At 60.9% G+C, this 5,012-nt stretch carries 4 protein-coding genes and 2 pseudogenes; 3 read left to right on the forward strand and 3 right to left on the reverse strand.

Annotation, left to right across the window (positions count from 1 at the left end):
* Nucleotides 1-1,782 carry a proline--tRNA ligase gene (locus ACXIUA_RS09790; RefSeq protein ID WP_457976713.1) on the forward strand — a complete coding sequence of 594 codons (1,782 nt, stop codon included), beginning with the start codon at nucleotides 1-3 and terminating at the stop codon, nucleotides 1,780-1,782.
* 20 nt (nucleotides 1,783-1,802) lie between these two features.
* Here ACXIUA_RS09790 and ACXIUA_RS09795 read toward each other — a convergent pair whose 3' ends face one another.
* Nucleotides 1,803-2,618, reverse strand: coding sequence for a DUF4439 domain-containing protein (locus ACXIUA_RS09795; RefSeq protein ID WP_457976714.1), 816 nt, complete (start codon nucleotides 2,616-2,618; stop codon nucleotides 1,803-1,805).
* 42 nt (nucleotides 2,619-2,660) lie between these two features.
* On the opposite strand from ACXIUA_RS09795, the gene rimP reads away from it, so the two are divergent.
* A complete protein-coding gene (gene rimP / locus ACXIUA_RS09800) occupies nucleotides 2,661-3,212 on the forward strand; it encodes a ribosome maturation factor RimP (protein ID WP_070362302.1) in 552 nt (183 codons plus the stop codon).
* Between the two features lie 19 nt (nucleotides 3,213-3,231).
* Nucleotides 3,232-3,780: pseudogene (locus ACXIUA_RS09805) on the forward strand (NusA N-terminal domain-containing protein); the annotation flags it as partial.
* 353 nt (nucleotides 3,781-4,133) lie between these two features.
* Here the strand turns inward: ACXIUA_RS09805 and ACXIUA_RS09810 are convergent.
* Both ACXIUA_RS09810 and yaaA read right to left on the reverse strand, forming a co-directional pair.
* Nucleotides 4,134-4,259, reverse strand: a pseudogene (locus tag ACXIUA_RS09810) (hypothetical protein); the annotation flags it as partial.
* Entirely contained in the window at nucleotides 4,260-4,982 is a 723-nt protein-coding gene (gene yaaA / locus ACXIUA_RS09815; RefSeq protein WP_311474919.1) for a peroxide stress protein YaaA, read from the reverse strand.
* Between the last annotated feature and the right edge of the window lie 30 nt (nucleotides 4,983-5,012).

The following is a 5,012-nucleotide window of genomic DNA, read 5'->3' on the forward strand; positions in this document are numbered from 1 at the left end:
ATGATTACACGCCTGTCAGAGCTATTCCTGCGCACACTGCGCGAGGACCCCGCCGATGCCGAAGTCCCTAGCCACAAACTGCTCGTCCGAGCAGGCTACGTCCGTCGCGCCGCGCCGGGCGTCTACAGCTGGCTGCCCCTCGGGCTTCGCACGCTGCGCAAGATCGAGGGCATCGTCCGTGAAGAAATGAACAGCATGGGCGCACAAGAGCTGTTGTTCCCAGCCCTTCTTCCACGCGAACCATACGAGCTGACCAATCGCTGGACCGAATACGGCGACGACCTGTTCCGCCTCAAAGACCGCAAGGGCGCCGACATGCTGCTCGGCCCAACCCACGAAGAGATGTTCACCGCGGCAGTCAAGGACATGTACTCCTCCTACAAGGACTTCCCGGTCACGCTCTACCAAATCCAGACCAAGTACCGCGACGAAGCACGCCCACGCGCCGGGATTCTCCGCGGCCGCGAGTTCGTGATGAAGGACTCATACTCCTTCGATATGTCGGACGAAGGCTTGGACAACTCGTACGCCAAGCATCGCGAGACCTACCAGCGCATCTTTAACCGCGTTGGCATCCGCTACGAGATCTGCAAGGCAACCTCCGGAGCGATGGGTGGCTCCGCATCCGAGGAGTTCCTTGCGTACTCCGAGAACGGCGAGGACACCTTTGCTGTGTCGACCGCGGGAGATTACGCCGCCAACGTTGAGGCAGTGACCACGGTTGCACCTGAACCACGCCCGATTGAAGGGCTGCCGGAGGCCGTCGAGCACGACACCCCAGCTTCCGAGACCATCGCGGCACTCGTGGAGTGGGCACAGGAGGCAGGAGTGCTTATCGACGGCCGCCCTGCCGAAGCCTCCGACACCCTGAAGTGCATGATGATCAAGGTCGACGACCCACGCGTGCTCGACGACAACGGTAAGCCGGTCGGCCCGCAGCTCGTCGGCGTTGTGATCCCGGGCGATCGCGAGCTCGACGAAAAGCGCCTGGAAGCTTCCCTGGAACCAGCGACGTTTGAGCTGGCCAGCGACGAGGACTTCACCAAGAGCGACTTCCTGGTGAAGGGCTACGTCGGGCCACGCGCACTGCAAGCCAACGGTGTACGCGTCCTCGCGGACCCGCGCGTGGTGGAAGGTTCCGCGTGGATCACCGGTGCAGACGCTCCTCAGAAGCACGTCGTCGGCCTCGTTGCTGGCCGCGACTTCACCGTTGACGGGTTTATCGAAGCCGCCGAGATCAAGGAAGGCGACCCCTCACCGTCCGGCAACGGCACTGTGAAGCTCGCCCGTGGCATCGAACTGGGCCATATCTTCCAACTCGGACGCAAGTACACCGAGGCAATGGATGTGCAGATCCTGGACGAAAATGGCAAGCGCGCCGTGCCGACGATGGGCTCCTACGGCATCGGTATCTCCCGCATGATGGCCGTCGTCGCGGAGCAGAAGCACGACGAGAAGGGCCTCGTGTGGCCAGTTGCAGTCGCGCCGTACCAGGTACACGTTGCCGTCGCGAACAAGGACAAGGCAGCCATGGAAGCTGGAGACGCTCTCGTACAGGAACTCAGCGACAAGGGCATCGAAGTGCTATACGACGACCGCCCAAAGGTTTCCCCAGGTGTAAAGTTCAAGGACGCCGAGCTACTCGGCATGCCATTCCTTGTGATCCTTGGACGCTCGTTCGCCGACGGCATCGTTGAGCTTCGCATCCGCGGCGGCGAGACCCTTGAGGTCCCAGCTGGTGAGGTTGTGGCGAAGCTGCAGCAGCTCATCGCCGAAAGCTAATTCGGCAGTAGCAAGGAGCCTTATGCTTGCTGCGCGTGCGCGGCAAGCATAAGGCTTTGTTGTTTCCACTCGGAAGAACTGGCCTGGGATACGGTTCCCCTCCAGGTATTGGTGAGCTGGGCGGAGAGGGCGTCGACAAGCGCTTCGGCATCTGCTGCATCATTGAGCGCATCATCGTGGGCGAGTTGATACCCAGCTGCTGCGACTGGAATCGAGTCAGCGTCGCGCAGTGCGGTGCGCAGGAACGCGACGCGCACATCGGAGGCGTCCTCCAACGTGGCGATACGCGCGTGCAGCGGCGCATCCGCATACGCCTTTGCCAGCCCCAGCCCATAGAGGAACTCGTACTCTGTGCTGAGCGCCGCACTGGCAAGCTCGATATCGCCCTTGTTTTGCAGTGCGGCGACGTCCTCAGCGTCGAGTTCGGGGCCGATTGCCGCGATGATGTCGACGGCCTGCGCCGCAACTAAGTCTCGCGACTGCGCTGGAACCTTCTCCAAAGAAGCTGTCACGGACTGCTCGACGACCTCTTGCAGTCCTACATCATTGCTGACACCCACGGCTTCACCAGGACCGGTGGAAAACTCGCAGCTGCGCGGCAACTCCGCGTCAATGTTGCCGCAGAGTCGCGCAACCTCTCCAAAAAGCTCATCCGCCTGCTTGCCACGAAGCTCAGCGAGTGCTGGATCCGAAAGACTGCGCGCATCCGCAGTCGCCTGTTGCGCAAGGCCAAGCACTGCTTTGTCGGGGCGGGGCCCAACAACACCGAGAAGGTCGCACGACGAAAGCGTCAGCGACAACGGCACCGCAAGAACAGCAACCAGCAATTTTTTCACGGGGAAAACGCTAGCACGTTTGCGTCGCGCTATGGTGGGCACATGGCTTTTCCAACTCCCCAAGAACTAGAGACACTCATTGAGCCGCTGGCCCAACGCCACAACATGGACATCGAACACGTCAAGGCAGTGAAGGCTGGCAAGAAATCCCAGATTGTCATCGCGCTTGATGCCGATGCGCGTCCAACGCTGGACGAGCTCGAGGTAGTGTCGAACGAAATCGGGGAGTTCCTCGACGAACAGGAAGAAGTCGGAGCGTTCTCATTCGGTGCTGGTTACACGCTGGAAGTGACCACCCCAGGCGTCGACTTACCGCTCACAGCACCGCGCCACTGGCGTCGTAACCGCGGGCGGCTAGTGAAGCTCAACGACACCAACGGCCAGAGTTCTATCTGGCGCATTGGCGCGATGAACTCCGAGGAAACGAAGGTCGCGCTGATCGAGGCAGGGAAGAAGACCCCGGCGGTGCAAATCTTGGAAGTTTCCGAAATGCCGAAATCGGTGGTAGAAATTGAGTTCAACACGCCGCCCGCTGCTGAGCGAGAACTCAGCGAGGCGACGTTTGAAGAAGCAGAAGTAGCAGCAACCCTGTAAGGGATCCGGAGGAAGACAAGTGAATATTGACGTCCAAGTCTTGAAGAACATCGAAGCACAGCAAGGAATTGGGTTCGACGAACTACTCGAGACCATCGCCTCGGCGCTGCTCTTCGCATACACGGACAACCTGGAGCACCCCCAGGATGAACACCACAAGGCGCGCGTCGACATCGACTCCGAAACCGGTGACGTTGCCGTCATGGTTTCTGAGCTCGACGCTGAGGGCGAAATTATCTCGGAGTACGACGCCACCCCGGTCAACTTTTCTCGAATCGGTGCGAGGGCCGTGCGCGACGCCATCAAGGGCAAGCTGTTGGCCGTCGAAGCTGGTCGCGTGTACGAGGAGTACTCCGGCGCTGAAGGTACTGTTGTCTCAGGCATCGTGCAGCGGGACGCGCAAGCGGAAGCACGCGGAATCTCCGTGGTGCAGCTTGGAACCGAAGCCGATCCACAGGATGGCCTGCTCATCCCGGCAGAAAAGATCCCTTCCGAAACGCTCAAGCACGGTGACCGCATTAAGGCGTACGTAGTTGGCGTCAATAAGTCTGACCGTCGTGTGCCCATCAAGACGAGGCTTCCCGCGACAACCAGGATGGTGAACGCCACCCAAATAGCGGGGGCAAGCCACTGCATGTGGGCAAACGCCGGCAGGCGCGTCGTGACGTCGCTGACCAGAAACGCGACAGCAATCGCCACCGCGAACCACCCCATGAAGCGCCAGGTCATGTACACAAGCTGTTCCACTCGCTGCGCAATACTCGCCGAATACGGTACGGAGGCAGCCCCATCGACCGGCTGCGGCTGTGCGAGCTCACGTGGGGGAAGGCATGCAAACATCAACAGGGCAGTCGCCACCGAAACCAGCGGCATCATCAGCACGTGCAGCATCGTCTTCGGCTCCCAACTATCCGCCTGGCCCGACGCGTCAAAATGCACCGCAATAGGGTCAGGAATACTGTCCCAGTACAGCAGCAACAGCGCCACGTGTGCCAACAACACAATGCCGACAACACCCCACGGCTTCCAGTTCACTGGCGCACCCATCTACGTTTCCTCCACCACAAGCGTCAGCACCAAACCATGAACCTCGACAGCATAACCCGCGGCCTCGGCAACCTCGGCGACCTCACGTATCGACGCCACCTCCGGCCCGCACGCCAGCGCCCTGGCCAGCAGCCCCTTGTAGTGCTTATTAAAGTGGCTGACCACCTTGCGTGACCCATCCGGAGCAACGGACTCCACCCGTACCGTCACCGCGCCATCGACAGGCCCAAGCTTCTCGTACGCGCCAGAGCGCATATCCACAACGAACGGCTCCTGCGAAAGCGCCTCCGAAATCGCTGACCCCCAGCGTGCCCGCATCGTCGGCAGCGACCCATCCGCAGCCGGAACCTTGGACGAGGCAGAGACCCGGTAGCGCGGAATCATGTCATCAGCACGCACAACACCAAACAGCGCCGAGCCAACCGCCAAACGGCGAATCGCATCATCCGGCAACGTCTCAGGAACCAGCGCGTCATACAGCACCCCCGTATAGCGATAAATCGCAGGCATCACCGGGCCAGTGCGCAGCGACTGATTCTCCACCGCCTCCTCCCGCTTCGTCTTCGGGATCTTGAGCAGCCCCATCATCTCGTCTACGTCCATTGCGGAGAGGTCGTCGAAAAGTGAAGCACGCACCGAATCAAGGGCAGGGAAGGAGACAGACATGGCGTCGCGCTCGCCGCCGGGTGCCTTCGTCTCGGAAGGAGGGAGCAGGATCAACATGCAACTCACCCTAGCGCTAAGATATGCCCC

The sequence above is a fragment of the Corynebacterium sp. UMB8791 genome, from assembly GCF_054166365.1.